Origin of the sequence: Allobosea sp. Root381 (assembly GCF_001429395.1) — a bacterium.
In the GTDB taxonomy this organism is placed as follows: domain Bacteria; phylum Pseudomonadota; class Alphaproteobacteria; order Rhizobiales; family Beijerinckiaceae; genus Allobosea.
In genome coordinates, this window is the sequence record NZ_LMJT01000009.1 from 227,530 (window position 1) to 242,655 (window position 15,126).

Consider the following 15,126-nt stretch of genomic DNA (forward strand, 5'->3'; position numbering starts at 1 on the left):
CATCGAACCGAAAAGCGGAATGTCCCTTTCGGATGAGGCCGATGCTGAAACCAGGAGAGGGGTCGATCGCCTCCGGCAGGACGCGCGGCGATCTAGGAAGCGACGCCCCGCAAGGCTTCTGCCCTACGGCAATGCACGGCTTTGGTAATATCGTCGGCAAGGCCCCGCCCCATCGTATGCGCCGAAATGCGTGTAGCATTCTCGATGTGCTGAATAATGCGAAATTTCAAGAGATCGTCTGCCGATTCGTAACGATGGCTTGCGTGGCCGAAGAGGCCTGCCTCAGGATCGGAGCGAAGATACTCTAGGTAAATCGCGTACTCGGAGCTGGCGTTCCAGTACTGCCCCGAGTCGACGGCGTCGTGCAGCCTCGCAAAAAGATCGAGATCGAACTTGTAGTGCAGGATTCCGATCAGGCACGGGTCGTCCGCCTCGGGGGCGGGGGGCCAGATGAGGTGAGGATTATAGGCGACCTCGCCCGTTGCGAGCCGAAACAGCGGGTACTTGGTCAGTTCCGGGCGGAATTCCGGGTCAAGATGGCCCATGGCGCGCTGCCGCGGGCCGCCCGAGCGCGATGTCAGTCGGACGTTGCGATGCTCGCGATAAGTTCCAGCGTCGAAGAATGGATACCATGCCCGGAGCGGCTCGTCCGGCGGCCTGGCCCAGGCCGCCATCGGTCCCTCGCGATACATGTCGACGAGCGCGCCGCGCGCGCGGCGCCGGCCCTGGCTATCAAGCAGCGACACAAGGCGCGACAGCGGCGCCGCGTCGCTGCCGGCGAAGACGCAATGCTCGTCCGCGTCGCAAAGCAGGTACCAGCGATCACGGCCGAACCTCTCGATGACGTGCATGATCCAGCCATGCTTCCGCCGCCAGTCGAACCGGCCCTCGGCCGCGAAGAGGCGGACCTCCGGCTCGGCGGCGAGGTATTCGCGCGTGCCGTCCGTCGAGCCGTTGTCGATGATCGCGAAATGGCGGATGCCGAGGCGGCGATAATGCTGCAGGAAATCGGCGATGCGCGGCCGTTCGTTGCGCATCACCGACAGGACGATCGGCTGTTCCGGCGACGGCGCGCTCGCCCAGCGCCCGCTGATCTGGTCGAGCTTGGCCGCAGCTGCGACCGCGCGCACAAGCGCGACATCATCCGGCTCGCCAGTGCTCATTGCCGCGGACTCCGTAAGGCATGCATTGAACGAGCGGTGCCCCTCCAAGGATAAAGCAGGACCATGCCTGCAAGGAGGGCATGACGGCAACCAAGATGTGCCTGCAACCAAATCTGCCTGCAACAAGGTCTGCCGGCAGGAAGCGGATTCTCGCGGTGCAGCGGCATTGCGCCCGCGGGCCGCCTCGATGAAAACTGCCGCAATGCGGCGGGGCCCTGCTGCGCGGGCGGCCGGTGCGCCGTTCGGAGGCGAAACTGGAGCGATGAGGCCGATGAGCTTGAACCAGATCCCGACCATTCCGGCCAACGGTGCCGACATCCCGGCCTTCGGGCTGGGCACCTGGGAATTGCGGGAGGAGGTGGCGACGCAGATGGTCTCCGAGGCGTTGAGGCTGGGCGTCCGCCATATCGACACCGCCCGGCGCTACGCCAATGAGAAGCCCGTCGGCGAAGGCATCCGCGCCTCGGGCGTCCCGCGCGAGCAGGTCTTCGTGACCAGCAAGGTCTGGTGGGAGGATCTCGAGCCCGCGCGCTTCGAGGCTGCGGCCGACGCCGCGCTGGCCGATCTCGATATCGGCCATCTCGACCTGCTGCTGATCCATTGGCCGAACCCGGCCGTGCCGCTGGCTGATACGCTGCGAGCCCTCGCGGCCGTGAAGCGCAAGGGGCTCGCGCGCCATGTCGGCGTCGCCAATTTCCCGGTCGCGCTTCTCGACGAGGCCGTCGCCCGCTGCGAGGAGCCGCTCGCCTGCAATCAGGTCGAGTTCCACCCTTATCTCGACCAATCCGGGCTGCTCGCTGCCTGCCGCAGGCACGGGGTGGCGCTCACCGCCTACAGCCCGCTCGCCATCGGCCGGATCGTCAAGGAGCCGCTGGTGGCGGAGATCGCGGTGGCGCGCGGACGCACGCCGGGGCAGATCGCGCTGCGCTGGCTGGTGCAGCAGGACGGGGTCGCGGTGATCCCGCGCTCTTCCAAGGCGGAGCGCATCCGTGAGAACGCATCGATCTTCGACTTCGCGCTGGCGGAGGAGGAGATGGCCCGGATCAAGGCGCTGGCCCGCCCGGACGGTCGCTTCGTCTCTCCGGCCTGGCATCCCGACTGGGATTGAGCCCCGCATGCGAGCCGCCACTACTGCAGCAGCGGGGGTGGCTCGGGCGGCGAAGAAAAAGGGCCTTAGACAATCGATCTGGGGCCTTGGGCGCTCCAACCCATTCTCCGCAGTTAACTCGCTCTTCGGCTTCTGGCCGCCGCGATAATGGACTGCTCCATGTTCGTGGCATCGGCGATGCCCTTCCCGGCAATATCGAAGGCCGTGCCGTGGGCCACCGTGAAGACCGGGATCGGGAGGCCGCCGATGAAATTCACCAGATGGCCGAATTCCAGGATCTTGATCCCCGAATTGCCGTGGTCGTGGTACATGGACAGCACGATATCCAGCCCCAGCTTGTCGATATCGACGAACACCGTGTCCGCCGGGATCGGCCCGACCACCTTGATCCCCTGGGCGCGCGCGTCGTCGCAGGCCGGGCCGATATCGGTCATTTCCTCCGTCCCCATCAGCCCGTCCTCGCCATTATGCGGGTTCAGGCCGGATACGCCGATCACGGGATCGGGCATCCCGACCATGGCGAGGCTCTCCCTGAGCACCAGGATCTGGTTGAGGACCCGTTCGCGCGTGCACATGTCGGCCACGGCGCGCAGCGCGACATGGTTCGTCACCCGCGCCATGTTGTACTTGCGGCCCATCAGGATCTGGACCGACCGTCGTGCGCCCGTGTAGTGGCGCGCGATCTCCTCGAAGCCGGTGTGTTCGTGGCCCCCGTCCTTCATCGCGCGCTTGTTGTTCGGGGAAACGACGACGGAGTGGACCTCGCCCGCCATGCCCATCGCGATCGCCTTCGCGATGCTCGCGCCGCTGTAGCGCCCGCCCTCCGCCGAGATCTGGCCGAGCGGACAGGCCGCGAGATCGAGCGAGTCGAACGGCAGGATCTCCACGCTGCCCGGCTGCCCCTGCGCCTCGTTCGGATGATTGATAAGGCGCAGCGAGAGTTGCGCGTCGACGAGCGCGAGATCACGCTCGAACAAGGCCGGCGATCCCACGATGATCGGCGCAGCCGCCTGGCGGACCGCATCGTTCGCCATCGCCTTGAGAATGATTTCGGGCCCGATCCCTGCCGGATCACCATTCGACACGGCGACGATCGGCCTACCATCCTGAGTATACATGCTCTCTGCTCTGCCTTGTGCGATGTTGGTATCGGCGAAACGGCTCAAACCTGCGGCGTCGGAAACCCGTAGAGGGACGCCGGGTTCTCCACGAAGATCCGCGCAATCTCTTCTTCGGTCAGAAGGCGCAGAAGCGAGGCGAGCGTGGCCGCCTCGTCGGGCTTGTCATCGGCCGGCAGGTTCGGGTGCGGGAAATTCAGCCCCCAGATGCAGCGGGCCGGCGCGGCTGCGACCAGTTCGGTCACGATCGCGGCCAGGCTCGAGAAGTCCGAGCGGCCGTCCCGCGTGAGATTGTAGGGCGCGGCGAGCTTGATCCATCCGCCGCCGGCCAGGAAGTCGAGCAATGCGCGGGCAGCCGGATCGTCCTTCGTCCCTCCCCGCGGAAGCCGCCCGATATGGTCGATCACGACGGGGACGGGCAGGGCGGCGAGCCGGGGATAATGCGCGACGAGCGCATCGCCCTCGGCCTGCACGATCAGATGCCATCCCAGCCCGGCGACACGCTGCGCGGTCACGTCAATACGGCCGATATCGACAGCCTCGTCCTTGCGGAAGAGAAGGCGGACACCGCGAACGCCGCTGTCATGCCAGGCTTCCAGGCGCCCGTCCGGCGTCGCCGGATCGAGGAAGACGATCCCGCGGCTCGTCGGCGGTCCCAGTCGCGACAGGACGGCCAGAAGCGACGCCGGATCGGGATAGGCCTTCCCCTGGACGATGACGTGGCGGGAAAGGCCGAGGCGCCGGCAGACGGCCAGATAGTCCTCGACGTCGGCTCCGGCCTCGAACTGGCCCGAGCCGACCGGAAACGCCTCGCGAGGGGGGTAGATATGCGAGTGGCAGTCGCAGCTGCCCGGCGGCAGGGCGCGGATCGGAAGGTCCGCGCTCACGGCTTGCTCTTCAGGCCGAGCAGCGCCCGCTTCCCGCCCTGATAGGCGAGCGAGGCCGCTTCCGCGCTGCTAGCGGGGCGATCGAGCGGTGCAGCGCCGTCCTTCGGCGCATAGCCGAGATGAGAGGCGAGTGCGTTGCTCCACCACGCGCCGTGATTGTCCGAGATGCCCCAGACCAGCGTGTGCTCGATCCGCACCGTGGCGATGCAGGCATCGATCAGGCGGCAGTAATCCGGCTCGCTGAGCCAGGTGAAATGCTCGCGCGCCTGCTCCGGCTGCGGCCGCGCGGATCCGATCCGAAGTCCGGCGCTCTCGATGCCGTACTTGTCCCAGTAGTACTGCGCCAATTGCTCGGCGAAGGTCTTGCTCAGCCCGTAGAGACTGTCGGGCCGCGTCGGCGCCTTCGTATCGACGACCTCCGTCGTGCGGTACATGCCCGAGACGTGGTGCGAGCTCGCATAGATCACCCGCGGAATTCCCAGCTGCCGCGCGCTTTCGAAGACATTGTAGGAACCGACGATGTTGGCGTTCAGGATCGGCGCCCATTCGTCCTCGGCCAGGCTGGCTCCGAGGTGGATCACGAGATCGATATCCGCAAGCGCAGCCTTGACGCCCTCGAAATCGCCGAGATCGACCTGCCGCGCCTCATCCGCCGCAGCGGGATCGGCCGGCGACCTGACGTCCAGCGACCGGACACGGTTGCCCTTCCCTTTGAGGTGCCTGCTCGTCAGGGCGCCGAGATAACCGGCACCGCCCGTGACCGCGACGCGCCTGGGGGACGAACTGTCGACCATCTGGACTCCTTGGATATCGGCGACTGTGTTGGTGGGAGGACGGTCCCTTGCCTGCCGGAAAGCATGTCCCGGCAGGCAATGCGGTTCGGGCGCAGTGGCTCCCGGAGTTACTTCTGATCGCTCATCCCGGCGCTGATGCCCTTGAACAGCTTTGCCATGTCGGCCTCGAAATCCGGACCGTTGAGGTAGCCGTCGCGCTCCGTCAGACGCTTCTGATAGTCCATCCAGGGCTGGCTGCTCAGCGCCTTGCGGAAGCAGTCGTGATGGAATTTCGCGACGTCGGCCGGCAGGTTCTTCGGCCCCAGCCAGCCCTTCATGTTCTCGACCAGAACTTCGTAGCCGGCTTCGCGCAGCGTCTCGACATTCGGATAGCCGGGATTGCGTTCCGCCGAGGCGACAGCGACGATCCTCAGGATGCCGGCTTCCACCTGCCCCTGGATCTCCTCGGGCGCGGCGACGGTGAAATCGAGCTGGTCTGCCAGTACGGCCTGGATCGCCGGAGCGCCGCCCTGATAGGGCACGTGCTTGAACTTGACACCCGCCTGCCGCGCCAGGAGCAGCGGCAGTGAATGGGCGAGGCTGCCCACGCCCGACGAGCCATGTGCGATCTGCCCCGGCTTGGCCTTCGCCGCTTCGACCAGATCGCGCGCCGTCTTGTAGGACGACTTGGCGTTGACGACGAGGAACTGGCTGCCGACGGACAGGCGGATGATCGGGGTGAAATCCGTGCGCGGATCGTAGGGGGTCTTGCGGTGCGCGGGCACCGAGGTCGACTCGCTGCCGCCTCCGAGAAGGAGAGTATACCCGTCAGGCGATGCTAGGGCGACCTCCTGCGCGGCGATCGTGCCGGCCGCTCCCGCCTTGTTGATGATCACCAGCGGGGTGCCGTAGCACGCCTGCGCGCCCGCGGCGATCGCCCGCGCCTGCACGTCGCTGCCTCCGCCGGGCGCATATCCGACGATCAGCTGGATCGGTTTCGTCGGCTGCCAGGCCAGGGCCCCGGTCGGCGCCGCGATACCGAGCGCAGCCAGAATCCCGAGCACCCCGAGACCGTTAGTGCGTTTCCTGAACATAGACGTCTTCCTCCCTTGGACCTGGCCGAGCGGCTTCCCGTCGGCTCTGTTCTATTGTCGCCAATCAATATCGGATTGTTGACATATTCAAGCACAGTTGCAACAATCTAAAAAAATTGCAAGCAATGAAAAAGGGAGAAACGCATGAGCGGCGCTCGACAATCGGTGGCATGGCGCGCAATGGCGGAAGGCGGCGCCTCCGCCAGACACGAGCCGTCGTGATGGCCGGCAGCAAGAATTTGCGCCGGCAATCATGACGTTACGCATTCGCCCGGTTCTGCGACTGCGCGCATGCTCAGCCCGATCCGCGCCGCCGGCTGCAAGCGCTGGCCCTGTGGGGCGGAGCCTGCCGCTCGGCACACCAAGAGGACATTCAGTGACAACGCTGCGGACAAGCGCGTCGGCCAAGAGGCTCTGCGCGCAATGATACAGATCAAGGGGCCCCGCGACTTCGCGGCGGGCTGCACGTTCATCCTTATCGCGCTGTTCTACCTCTGGTTCGGGCGGAACCTGTCGATCGGCTCGAGCAGCTTCATGGAAGCGGGTTATTTTCCGCGATTGGCGGCCGTCGCGCTGGCTCTGTTCGGGGCGATCATCGCCGTCCGCGCCGTCGCGATCGACGGGCCGGGTCTCGAGCCATGGGCGTGGCGGCCGCTGCTGATCCTCACCGGCTGCGTCGTGCTCTTCGGCCTGATCATCACCCGCGCCGGCCTCGTCCTGACCACCGTCCTTGTCGTCGTCGCCATGAGCTTTGCCGGAGGACGCCTGAGTTGGACCCGGCTGGCGGGCTTCGTCGCCGCGCTCGTCGTCTTCATGGTCGGCCTGTTCCATTTCGGCCTGGGGCTCGCAATTCCCGTGTGGCCGCAATGAGCGAACTGCTTCAGCATCTGGCGCTCGGCCTGTCCGTCGCGTCCTCGTTCGACAATCTGAGCATCGCACTCGCCGGCTGCGTCCTCGGCACGCTGATCGGCGTCCTGCCCGGGGTCGGCCCGCTTGCGACCTTCGCGATGCTCTTGCCGCTCACCTATTACCTGACGCCGACCGGCGCGATGATCATGCTCGCCGGCGTCTATTACGGCGCGCAATACGGCGGCTCGACTACGGCGATCCTCGTGAACATCCCCGGCGAAGCCTCCTCGGTAGTGACCTGCCTCGACGGGCACCAGATGGCGCGGAAGGGCAAGGCGGGCACCGCGCTGGCGACGGCCGCCCTCGCCTCGCTCTTCGCGGGCTGTGTCGTGACGCTGCTGATCGCGGTGGCCGGTCCGCCGCTGGCGCAGGTCGCCCTGATGTTCGGCCCTGCGGAATTCGTCTCGATGATCACCGTCGGCCTGATGTCCGCGGTCTTCCTGTCTCATGGTGCGATCCCGAAATCGATCGCCATGATCATCGTCGGCATCCTGATCGGCGTCGTCGGCACCGATATCAACACCGGCGAAGTCCGTTACGATTTCGGTTTCTACCAACTCAGCAGCGGCATCGACTTCGTCCCCGTCGCGATGGGCCTGTTCGCGCTGACTGAGATCGTCTTGAACATCGAGCAGTCCGCCGGACGCCGCAGCGTGATCGCCGCGGTCAAAGGCCTGTGGCCGTCCCGGGAGGATTTCAGCCGGAGCTGGGCCCCGACATTGCGCGGCACCGCGCTCGGCGCGGCGCTGGGTATTCTTCCGGGCGGCGGCGCCACGGTCAGCTCGTTTGCCGCCTACGCGCTCGAAAAGAAGATATCGAAGACGCCGGAGCGCTTCGGGCATGGCGCTATCGAGGGCGTTGCCGGACCGGAAGCCGCCAACAACGCCGGCGCCCAGGCCACCTTCATTCCGATGCTCACGCTCGGCATCCCGCCCAACGGGCTGCTCGCCCTGATGATGGGGGCGATGATCACGCACGGCATCACGCCGGGCCCCCAGATCATGACCAAGCAACCCGAGTTGTTCTGGGGCGTCATCGTCTCCATGTGGATCGGCAACGTGATGCTGGTCATCCTGAACCTGCCCCTGATCGGGCTGTGGGTCCGTCTGCTCAGGGTGCCCTATACCTATCTCGCGCCGACGGTGCTGCTGCTCTGCGCGATGGGTGCCTACAGCGTCAGCTCGAGTTCGCTCGACGTCTATCTCATGGCCTTCTTCGGCCTTCTCGGATACCTGTTCCGCAAGCTCGACTGCCCCGCCGCGCCGCTGCTCCTCGGCCTCGTGCTGGGACCGCAGCTGGAAGAGCAGCTGCGACGCGCCTTGCTGTTCTCGGACGGAAGCTGGTTCGTCTTCCTCGAGCGACCGATCAGCCTCGCCTTCCTGGTCGGCGCCGCGATCCTGCTGGCACTCATCGCCCTCCCAGCCATCCGCTCGAAGCGGAGCGTCGCGTTCCAGGAGGAGGACTGAGTGGGCACGGAAAGCGATGGTACGGGCGGTGGCCTCGGAAACACCTGCGCGCTATACGGCATCTCGCGCGTCACGCCGCTCGCCTCTCTGCAGGAGTGCAGCGACGGAGAGCGGCCAGAGGCGCACGCTTCCATGGCCCCGACATCCGGATGTGACCTTGCAGTGAAGGGCGATCAACCGAAGAACCCCGAGGACGGCGGCTCGATCATGCTGGAGATTCGGAAGGATCTTCTGGCGAGGATCCTGACGAAGACTCTGCGCCCCGGCGATCGCATCAACGAGAACCAGCTGTCGATCGAGCTCGACGTCTCCCGCAGCCTGATCCGGCAGGCGCTGCGCTCGGGAGAGCTGTCCCACCTCGTCGAGATCGTCCACAACAAGGGCGCCTTCGTCAGGAAGCCGGACCTGACGACGATCTTCGACCTCTACGACGTCCGCGCCGGGCTCGCCTATACCGCCGGCAAGATCCTGGCGCGCCGGGCGACGATGGAACAGATCGCCGAGCTCTATGCGCTCTACGAGGAGATGGAAGCGCGGCGCGAGGCGAAGGACCCGCAAGCCTATGTCGTGCTCAATGAACGCTTCCACGCGACCATCATGAATTTCACCGGCAACCAGCGGCTGATCGAATGGTCCCGGATCATCGACCAGGAGTTGAGGGTGTTCCTGCGGGGCGGCACCTTCAGCCCGTCACGCCTGCGGGCCTCGAACGGCGAGCACCTGGAACTGATCAAGCGCATCGATGCCGGCGACCCGGAGGGCGCCGGGCAATGCTTCGAGAACCACGTCACCAGCGGTCGCCTGCGGGCCCTGGAGAGCATCCCCAAGGATTGAGACGCGGGACCGGGCGATCCCGGAGGCCGCGCTCCCATCCGCACCGGCGCGACGCATGGACGACGTCCGCCGCGAAGCTACGGATTCGCCCCGACATCCGGCGCCGCCGCCACGCCGTGGCTGACCGCCATTCCATGGAGCATCATGAGATGAAAGCACCGCGCATCGTTCTCCTGCACGCCACGCCGGTCGCGATCGAGCCGATTCAGTTCGCCTTCGCCCAAGGCTGGCCAGAGGCGGAGACGATCAACCTCATGGATGACGGCCTCTCGATCGATCGCGCCAAGTCGACCGAGCTCACCGACGCCATCGTCGATCGCTTCGTGGCCCTGGCGTGCTACGGCCATGGCTGCGGCGCCGACGGCATCCTTGTGACGTGCTCGGCCTTCGGTCCCGCGATCGAGCGTGCCGCCGAGGCGCTGCCGATTCCCGTGCTGAAACCCAACGAGGCGATGTTCGAGGCGGCTCTGTCATACGGGAACCGCATCGGCATGCTGGCGACCTTCGCCCCTGCCGTGCTGACCATGGAAGACGAATTCACGGCGGACGCCGCCCGCCTGCGGCCCACGGCGCAGCTCTCCACGATCGTAGTCGAGGACGCTATCTCGCGATTACGCAAGGGCGATGCCGACGCGCATAATCGGCTGGTGGCCGACCGGGCGCCGGAGATGGCTCAAATGGACGCCATCATGCTCGCTCATTTCTCCACCTCGCGCGCCGCCGCAGCCGTACGCGACCGCGTCGGAATCCCGGTCCTGACCGCGCCGGACGCAGCGGTGGCGAAGATGCGCGCCTGTCTGACCGGCTCCGACGCGCCGCGCTGACTTCTCAGAATGATGCGCACCACAGAACGGTGGAACGAGGGAACCTCCTTGCAAGGATTCAGCGCACATCTCGGCTATCTCTATGCGGATAAGCCATTTCGCGAGCGCCTGTTCGCGGCCCGTGACGCCGGCTTTCGGGCCGTCGAGCACCCCAACCCCTATTCAGTGCCGGCGGCTGATCTGGCCGCCTGGGTTGGCGAATCCGGCTTGAGCTACGCCCAACTCGCATTGCCGTCGGGGGACGCGGCGCGTGGCGAGAAGGGCATGGCGGCCCTTCCCGGACGGACGGACGAGTTTCGCGAGAGCGTGCATGCCGGCATCGCCTATGCTCGCCGGATCGGGTGTCTCGCCGTGCATGCCATGGCCGGCATTCGACCAGGCGACGTCGCGGAGGCGAAGTTGATGGCGACTTACGTCGCCAATATGAGGGAGGCTGCGGACGCTGCCCGCTCTGCCGGGCTGACGCTCCTGATCGAGCCGATCGGCGCGGCGACGATCGCAGATTATTTCATGAGCGATGCACAGGCGGCCGTCGAAGCGATCGGACTCATCCAGCGGGATAACGTGCGCCTGCTCTTCGACGTGTTCCACGAAACAAACGCGGGCAAGGATGCCGCAGCATTTATCCGGGCCCATGGCGGGCTGATCCACCACATCCACATCGCCGACCATCCCGGCCGCCACGAACCGGGCAGCGGCCGGATCGACTTCACCGCGGTCTATGACGCACTGAATGTCGCTGAGTACCGGGGCTTCATCGGTTGCGAGTACATTCCTGCCGGATCGACCGAAGAAGGTCTCGCCTGGCTCGCATCACATCGCCAACGCTTAGGCGAATTCCGGAAACGTAGCTGAAGCACTCGTGATGCGTTCGATACGGCGATCTATCCTCCCAGGAAATTCGTTTATTTCTGAGATGCTTAGCATTTGTTTCCCTGCACAATTTAACAGGGAAGCTGAACCCAACATCAGGCTCTGGGAGCCTGCGCTGCAAAGAACCACAGTCGATTTGGGTGTGCCCCTCGTCCACCGGCGTGTCGTCGAAGATGAGGCATCGAAATCCTTCAGCACCGGGAAGCTGGCGCGCATGCCTTACAGCTTTAGGCTGGTCATCGCCTCGATCAGTTGGTGGCGTTCCATGGGGAGGCTTGCTGCCCCCTTCTTGCAGCTTACTTCCGCCCCGTTGGCTTCAGCTCCCGGATCGGTGGCAATGAGCTGCGGTACCCCTTGATGTCGGTAAGGAGGAGCCTTGCCTGCGTCCCCCAGCCACCGATCAGGACATCAGGCTTGCCGTCACCATCCAAGTCGCCTTGACCCATGCTCCAGCTACGACCGACCGTGATGCCGGGCACGACGTCCAAGGTCACATCGGTGAACTTGCCCCTGCCATCGTTCTGCCAAGCCCGGAGCTGCAACGGCACGAAACCGGGCACCTGGATGGCGCCAACCAGAAGATCGGGAGCGCCATCTCCGTTGAAGTCGACAACCGTCCCGGCCCAGCTTGAGAACCGGTGTTTAGGCAAGCGCTGATCCGTTTCGTCGCGGAAGCCCCCCTTGCCGTCGTTGATCAGCAGGCGGGTCTGGGGATCCTTGTCCCAACCGATGTTGTTGCTGGTGATGTTGAAGAAGACGATATCCGGATGCCCATCGCCATTGACGTCGAGCACTTTCACTTCGCGGGTTTCCATCGGCACCTTGAGATCAAGCCGGTTGGATTCGTCGGTGAACCGACCCTTGCCGTTATTGATCAGCAGGCGATTGGGATGCGAGGGGCTGGCCACGATCAGATCGAGATCGCGGTCACCATCGACATCCGCCAGCGCCAGTCCTTCGGTTTGATCGTCGGTCTGCGGCAGGTGCGTCTTGGAGGCATCGATGAAATGCCCGGGACGCTTCGGGTCGTTTAGGAACAGTAGGTTCCGCGCGGGATACAGCTTCATGCCCGGTCCGTGGCCGTCCTCGCCGGTGCTGCCGATAATGATGTCGGTCAGACCGTCGCCATTGACGTCTCCAACTGCCAACGCGTTTCCCTGGCTCGTCGCAGGCAGGCGATCGCTGGCGTCCGTGAATCCGCCCTCGCCATCGCCCAGGAAGAGCTGATGCACCTCGTCGGATTCCGAGACGAAGACGATGTCCATGTTGCCGTCGCCATCGAAATCGGCTGCGCGGACATGCTCGCTGTCATGCATCACATTCCCGAACGCGCCGGGCTTGTGGGTGAGCTTGCCCTTTCCGTCGTTGATGTAGAGGCGGTTGACCCCATACTCGACCGACACCACCACATCGAGATGGCCGTCCTTGTTGACGTCGACGAACACGGAATCCGTGGCGTGCAGGCTGGGCTCGGTCGGCACATGCGTCGCCGTCGCATCGACGTATCGCTGGGAAGGCCGCTCCGGGATGAGCTGAAACGTGTCGATCGTCGGCTGGCGCGCCGCGTCCTGGGCGCCGGCAGAGACGGCCGCGAGGCAGGTAGAAATGGCCAGAGCCGATCGCAGTCGTGTCGGGAAACCCATTTTCGCTCCTGATTCTTGCCGGCGGTCGAGGATCGGCGCCTGCAGACGTATCTTGGGAGGAAACGGGAGATGGATTAGAGGGGCGGCTTCGAATGAACCTATGATATAACGTCATGAGATGCGGCGATCGTGGCCGCCACAGAGCATGTTCATGCCACGGAACATGCTTCCCGTGACAATGGTTCATCAGTGATGCACGACGAACTGGGAAGTCTGGCGGCATTTGCCGCAGTCGCCGAAGCGCGCAGCTTCACCCGCGCGGCTGGGCGCCTCGGCACTTCGCAGTCGGCACTGAGCCACAAGATCCGTCGGCTCGAAAGCAGGCTCGGCATCCGGTTGCTGACGCGAACGACCCGCAGTGTCGCTCTGACCGACGCCGGCAGTCGTTTGCTCGAAACCCTTGCCCCCGCTCTGGACGACATCAAGGAGCGGTTGAGCGCGCTTACGGAGTCCGAGAGCTCGCCGACGGGGATTGTGCGGATCTCATCGGCCGATCATGCGGCTGAAACCATTCTTTGGCCCGCATTGCGGACGCTGCTACCCAAGTTCCCCGGCATCTCTGTCGAGGTTAATGTCGACAATGGGCTGGTCGACATTGTCGCGGATCGTTTCGACGCCGGCGTTCGGCTCGGCGCAAATTTGGCTCGCGACATGATCGCGGTCCCGATCGGTCCACCGGAGCGCTTGATCGTGATTGGGTCGCCGGATTACCTGTCGATCAATCGCCCACCAGCCACTCCCGCTGACCTGACGAAGCATCGCTGCATCAACCGTCACCTTCCGACGCTCGGTGGGTTGGCGCCATGGGAGTTTTCGAAGAACGGCAGCCAGGAGCGCGTGCGAGTCACAGGGCAACTGGCTTTCAACCGTCCGGAGCTCATCATCGAAGCCGCGCTGGAAGGGTTCGGCCTAGCCTGTCTATTGGCGTCCCAGGTGAAGTCGATGGTGGACGAGAGGCGCTTGATCAGTGTCCTTGAGGATTGGTGCCCCGAGTTTCCCGGGTACCACCTCTACTATCCGAGCCGCAGGCAGCACACGCTGGCCTTCGAGACAGTGCGCAATGCGTTGCGGTACTAAGCGAGATCATAGTCGCGCCATTAGCGGACCTTGAGATATTGCCCGGAAGCGGACGTCACCGGATCAGCGCAGTCATTTGGTGGTCAGCCCAATTGCAGACATCTACGTGGGTTGCGAAGCCCACCTCTTGCGGTTGACGGTTATCGGATGTTCATGGTCCGGGCCCGACACAGACGAGGCTGACTCGCGCTCCTGAATCCCCGCCGGCCGTACCACCCGATACCACGAGCCAGCTCGCAAATAGCCCAGCACTTCGCATTTTAGAGCGCGCAGTTTGCAAGAAGCAGCCGTCTGACATGGCTCGTCAGATGGCGCTTGCGCTCGTTTTCGAGGAAGCCGATTTCGCGCTGCCCGCCAGCAAAGTCCAATCTTTCAATCCGCAGCTTGGGGCTCTCCTCCCAGGACGAATAGCGTCCCAGGGGCAGGATGGTGACCCCGGCATCCTGCTCGACCATCTCGACGAGGGTCCGCGACAGGTTCATTTCGAGACTGTCGCTGAAGGTGATGCCTTGATCCTTCAGAAATCGGTCGATCAGGCCGCCGGTGTGGGTGCCGCGCGAGGGACGCAGGAACAGGCGACTGCGCATCAGGCTCGCCATGTCCTGCCCTTGCGACGACTGGCGATGCGCCATGAAGACGAAGGGCTCGTGATAGAGCGTCGTCCAGAGGGTTCCGGCGGCAATCGGCCTGAGGCTGCGCACGGCAACGGCTGCATTTGACTGCCCGGATTCCACCCGCGCGCTCAGATCGACCGAGTATCCGACGGCAGGACGGATCGTCAGGCGGGGAAAACGGTCGCGAGCTTGGAGCGTTGCGCGCACCAGCAGGCTCATCGCCGAGGCGACCGCTTCCACGTCGATCGAGCCGACCGGGTCATCCTCATCCTCCGGGCTGCTCATGAGTTCGTCGAACTGCTCGATCAGCTGGCGGGCGCGGGGGAGGAAGCGCAGCCCGCGCTCATTCAGCGACACCGTCTTGCCGATGCGATCGAAAAGCGGGTTGCCGAGGCCGTCTTCGAGCTGCCGCATCTGCTGGCTGACGCCCGCAGGCGTCAGGCCGATCTTGCCGGAGGCCGCTGCAAAGCCGCCGCACTGGGCGACGGATATAAAGGTACGCAGCGTTCGGATCGACGTCATCTGGGCATCATCGACAATTTAAAATTGCTTATCCGGCAACAACTTCTAGTTTTTGTTTCGAAAGCGCAAGCGATAGCACTGGGTCGGACGGCTTTTTGAAGTCACCGGACCTGGCGCATGTTTCGTTTCACGCTGACGCGGATAGGGATGGCGATACCGACGCTGCTGATTGTCGCGGTGTCTGTGTTCGTCCTGATCCGCCTGATACCGGGCGACCCGGC

At 64.7% G+C, this 15,126-nt stretch carries 14 protein-coding genes and 1 pseudogene; 8 read left to right on the plus strand and 7 right to left on the minus strand.

The genetic code is table 11. From position 1 onward, the window contains the following. Positions 1-92 precede the first annotated feature (92 nt). The gene (locus ASE63_RS10520) at positions 93-1,163 is read right to left on the minus strand and encodes a glycosyltransferase family 2 protein (RefSeq protein ID WP_056800620.1); all 1,071 of its coding nucleotides are present in this window, start codon (positions 1,161-1,163) and stop codon (positions 93-95) included. Between the two features lie 286 nt (positions 1,164-1,449). Between ASE63_RS10520 and ASE63_RS10525 the strand changes: the two genes are divergently transcribed. After that, the gene (locus ASE63_RS10525; RefSeq protein ID WP_162261755.1) at positions 1,450-2,271 is read left to right on the plus strand and encodes an aldo/keto reductase; all 822 of its coding nucleotides are present in this window, start codon (positions 1,450-1,452) and stop codon (positions 2,269-2,271) included. A gap of 113 nt (positions 2,272-2,384) precedes the next feature. Here ASE63_RS10525 and ASE63_RS10530 read toward each other — a convergent pair whose 3' ends face one another. From ASE63_RS10530 to ASE63_RS10545, 4 genes are all read right to left on the minus strand, one after another. Beyond that, positions 2,385-3,389: a 4-hydroxythreonine-4-phosphate dehydrogenase PdxA gene (locus ASE63_RS10530; RefSeq protein WP_056800622.1), complete on the minus strand. Its 1,005-nt coding sequence runs from the start codon at positions 3,387-3,389 to the stop codon at positions 2,385-2,387. 44 nt (positions 3,390-3,433) lie between these two features. Continuing rightward, positions 3,434-4,276 (minus strand): amidohydrolase family protein, encoded by an 843-nt coding sequence (locus ASE63_RS10535; protein ID WP_056800624.1) that lies wholly within the window; start codon positions 4,274-4,276, stop codon positions 3,434-3,436. After that, positions 4,273-5,070, minus strand: a complete 798-nt coding sequence (locus tag ASE63_RS10540) for an NAD(P)-dependent oxidoreductase (RefSeq protein WP_056800626.1) — start codon at positions 5,068-5,070, stop codon at positions 4,273-4,275. The genes ASE63_RS10535 and ASE63_RS10540 overlap by 4 nt, the downstream gene beginning before the upstream one ends. A 107-nt stretch (positions 5,071-5,177) precedes the next feature. After that, on the minus strand, positions 5,178-6,143 hold the full coding sequence (locus ASE63_RS10545; RefSeq protein ID WP_082609821.1) for a tripartite tricarboxylate transporter substrate binding protein: 966 nt from the start codon (positions 6,141-6,143) through the stop codon (positions 5,178-5,180). 423 nt (positions 6,144-6,566) lie between these two features. On the opposite strand from ASE63_RS10545, the gene ASE63_RS10550 reads away from it, so the two are divergent. From ASE63_RS10550 to ASE63_RS10570, 5 genes are all read left to right on the plus strand, one after another. After that, positions 6,567-7,013 (plus strand): tripartite tricarboxylate transporter TctB family protein, encoded by a 447-nt coding sequence (locus ASE63_RS10550; RefSeq protein WP_162261752.1) that lies wholly within the window; start codon positions 6,567-6,569, stop codon positions 7,011-7,013. Then, positions 7,010-8,518 carry a tripartite tricarboxylate transporter permease gene (locus tag ASE63_RS10555; RefSeq protein ID WP_056800631.1) on the plus strand — a complete coding sequence of 503 codons (1,509 nt, stop codon included), beginning with the start codon at positions 7,010-7,012 and terminating at the stop codon, positions 8,516-8,518. Before ASE63_RS10550 ends, ASE63_RS10555 begins: the two co-directional genes overlap by 4 nt. Before the next feature lie 162 nt (positions 8,519-8,680). Then, positions 8,681-9,352, plus strand: coding sequence for a GntR family transcriptional regulator (locus tag ASE63_RS10560; protein ID WP_056800633.1), 672 nt, complete (start codon positions 8,681-8,683; stop codon positions 9,350-9,352). 149 nt (positions 9,353-9,501) lie between these two features. Further along, the gene (locus tag ASE63_RS10565) at positions 9,502-10,176 is read left to right on the plus strand and encodes an aspartate/glutamate racemase family protein (RefSeq protein ID WP_056800700.1); all 675 of its coding nucleotides are present in this window, start codon (positions 9,502-9,504) and stop codon (positions 10,174-10,176) included. A 9-nt stretch (positions 10,177-10,185) separates the two neighbouring features. Beyond that, the gene (locus ASE63_RS10570) at positions 10,186-11,031 is read left to right on the plus strand and encodes a TIM barrel protein (protein WP_244491365.1); all 846 of its coding nucleotides are present in this window, start codon (positions 10,186-10,188) and stop codon (positions 11,029-11,031) included. Positions 11,032-11,345: 314 nt separating this feature from the next. Here ASE63_RS10570 and ASE63_RS10575 read toward each other — a convergent pair whose 3' ends face one another. Beyond that, positions 11,346-12,692, minus strand: coding sequence for a VCBS repeat-containing protein (locus ASE63_RS10575; RefSeq protein ID WP_056800636.1), 1,347 nt, complete (start codon positions 12,690-12,692; stop codon positions 11,346-11,348). A gap of 129 nt (positions 12,693-12,821) precedes the next feature. Here ASE63_RS10575 and ASE63_RS10580 point away from each other — a divergent pair, with 129 nt between their 5' ends. Next, a complete protein-coding gene (locus tag ASE63_RS10580) occupies positions 12,822-13,769 on the plus strand; it encodes a LysR family transcriptional regulator (RefSeq protein ID WP_348271350.1) in 948 nt (315 codons plus the stop codon). 260 nt (positions 13,770-14,029) lie between these two features. Here ASE63_RS10580 and ASE63_RS10585 read toward each other — a convergent pair whose 3' ends face one another. Next, a complete protein-coding gene (locus tag ASE63_RS10585) occupies positions 14,030-14,905 on the minus strand; it encodes a LysR family transcriptional regulator (protein WP_056800640.1) in 876 nt (291 codons plus the stop codon). 117 nt (positions 14,906-15,022) lie between these two features. Between ASE63_RS10585 and ASE63_RS28340 the strand changes: the two are divergent. Continuing rightward, positions 15,023-15,126 (plus strand): annotated as a pseudogene (locus ASE63_RS28340) (ABC transporter permease); the annotation flags it as partial.

Coding starts and splice junctions, on each gene's coding strand:
- ASE63_RS10565 (WP_056800700.1), top strand. CDS start 9,502: ATGAAAGCACCGCGCATCGTTCTCCTGCACGCCACGCCGGTCGCGATC.
- ASE63_RS10520 (WP_056800620.1), bottom strand. CDS start 1,163: ATGAGCACTGGCGAGCCGGATGATGTCGCGCTTGTGCGCGCGGTCGCA.
- ASE63_RS10545 (WP_082609821.1), bottom strand. CDS start 6,143: ATGTTCAGGAAACGCACTAACGGTCTCGGGGTGCTCGGGATTCTGGCT.
- ASE63_RS10575 (WP_056800636.1), bottom strand. CDS start 12,692: ATGGGTTTCCCGACACGACTGCGATCGGCTCTGGCCATTTCTACCTGC.
- ASE63_RS10570 (WP_244491365.1), top strand. CDS start 10,186: ATGATGCGCACCACAGAACGGTGGAACGAGGGAACCTCCTTGCAAGGA.
- ASE63_RS10540 (WP_056800626.1), bottom strand. CDS start 5,070: ATGGTCGACAGTTCGTCCCCCAGGCGCGTCGCGGTCACGGGCGGTGCC.
- ASE63_RS10585 (WP_056800640.1), bottom strand. CDS start 14,905: ATGACGTCGATCCGAACGCTGCGTACCTTTATATCCGTCGCCCAGTGC.
- ASE63_RS10555 (WP_056800631.1), top strand. CDS start 7,010: ATGAGCGAACTGCTTCAGCATCTGGCGCTCGGCCTGTCCGTCGCGTCC.
- ASE63_RS10550 (WP_162261752.1), top strand. CDS start 6,567: ATGATACAGATCAAGGGGCCCCGCGACTTCGCGGCGGGCTGCACGTTC.
- ASE63_RS10530 (WP_056800622.1), bottom strand. CDS start 3,389: ATGTATACTCAGGATGGTAGGCCGATCGTCGCCGTGTCGAATGGTGAT.